The sequence below is a fragment of the Collinsella sp. AM10-26 genome, assembly GCF_003472525.1.
Taxonomy (GTDB): domain Bacteria; phylum Actinomycetota; class Coriobacteriia; order Coriobacteriales; family Coriobacteriaceae; genus Collinsella.
In genome coordinates, this window is the sequence record NZ_QRMC01000022.1 from 1 (window position 1) to 1062 (window position 1062).

Consider the following 1062-nt stretch of genomic DNA (forward strand, 5'->3'; position numbering starts at 1 on the left):
TTAGTAGTCGAACTGGTGGTAGTAGCGGCGGTACTTGAGGTTGTGCTTGGTGACCAGCTCGTAGTTGCGCGAGAGGCGGTCGGTGGTCAGCACGGACAGGATCCAGGGGGACACGATGACGCGGAAGTCGTCGTCCAGGCCCGGGATCGCGTACTCGGCGGTGTCGATGATGACGTAGTCCTCGTCGCCGGTCACGCCGCTGGTGAGGAAGGCGCGGACGCGCTCGTCGAGGGCGCGGCACTCGTCCTCGCCCATGAACAGGAACACCGGGACGCCGGGCTCGAGCAGCTCGAGCGTGCCGTGGAAGAAGTCGTGCGAGGTGATGTGGCGGATGCGCTTCCACTGCATCTCCTCGAGCAGGCACATGGAGTACAGGATGGTCTCGCCCCACAGCGCGCCCGAGCCGATGAACATGGTGTAGTCGGCCAGCGCGTACTTCTTCGCGAGCTCCTCGGCGCGCGGCTCGAAGCGCTTGCGGATGTCGAGCATGTCCTTCCAGACGTCCTTCGTCTGCTCGATGAACAGGTCGAACTTGGGGAAGCAGCCGCGGCGGTTGAGCAGGCGCAGGCCGAAGCAGTCGGCGAGGTAGTAGCCCTTCTCGCAGCCGCCGGCGCCGTGGTCGGAGGCCATCATGACGCAGTTCTCGGCGCCCACGGCCCGGCCGATCTTGCCCTCGGGGTTGGTCATGGCGTAGACGCGCACGCCCATCTCCTTCATCTTGCCGATGGCCTCGAGCACCTCGGGGGTGGTGCCGGACTCGGAGGCGGTCAGCACGACGGACTTGTCGGTCATGCGCTTGTGGCCCATGACGTTCCACTCGGCGGCGTGGATCAGGTAGACCTCGAGGTCGCGGTCGCCGAACTTGTTCATGAGGTACTCAAGCTGCATGAACTCGTCCCAGGTGCCGCCGACGCCCATCAGGAAGACGGCGTCGTAGCCCTCCTCGTGCACGCGGTCGGCCAGCGCGGTCATCTTCTTGCCCGCCTCGTAGACGTTCCTGCCGTCCTCGAGGTAGCCCTCCTGGTCGAAGTGCATGATCTCGATCTTCTCGGTCTCCTTCAT

1 protein-coding gene is annotated in these 1062 nt (G+C 65.0%); it reads right to left on the bottom strand.

Annotation, left to right across the window (positions count from 1 at the left end):
• Positions 1–1062, bottom strand: a 1062-nt coding sequence (locus DW123_RS09455; protein WP_055252703.1) for an SIS domain-containing protein, incomplete at its 5' end; no start/stop codon positions are given.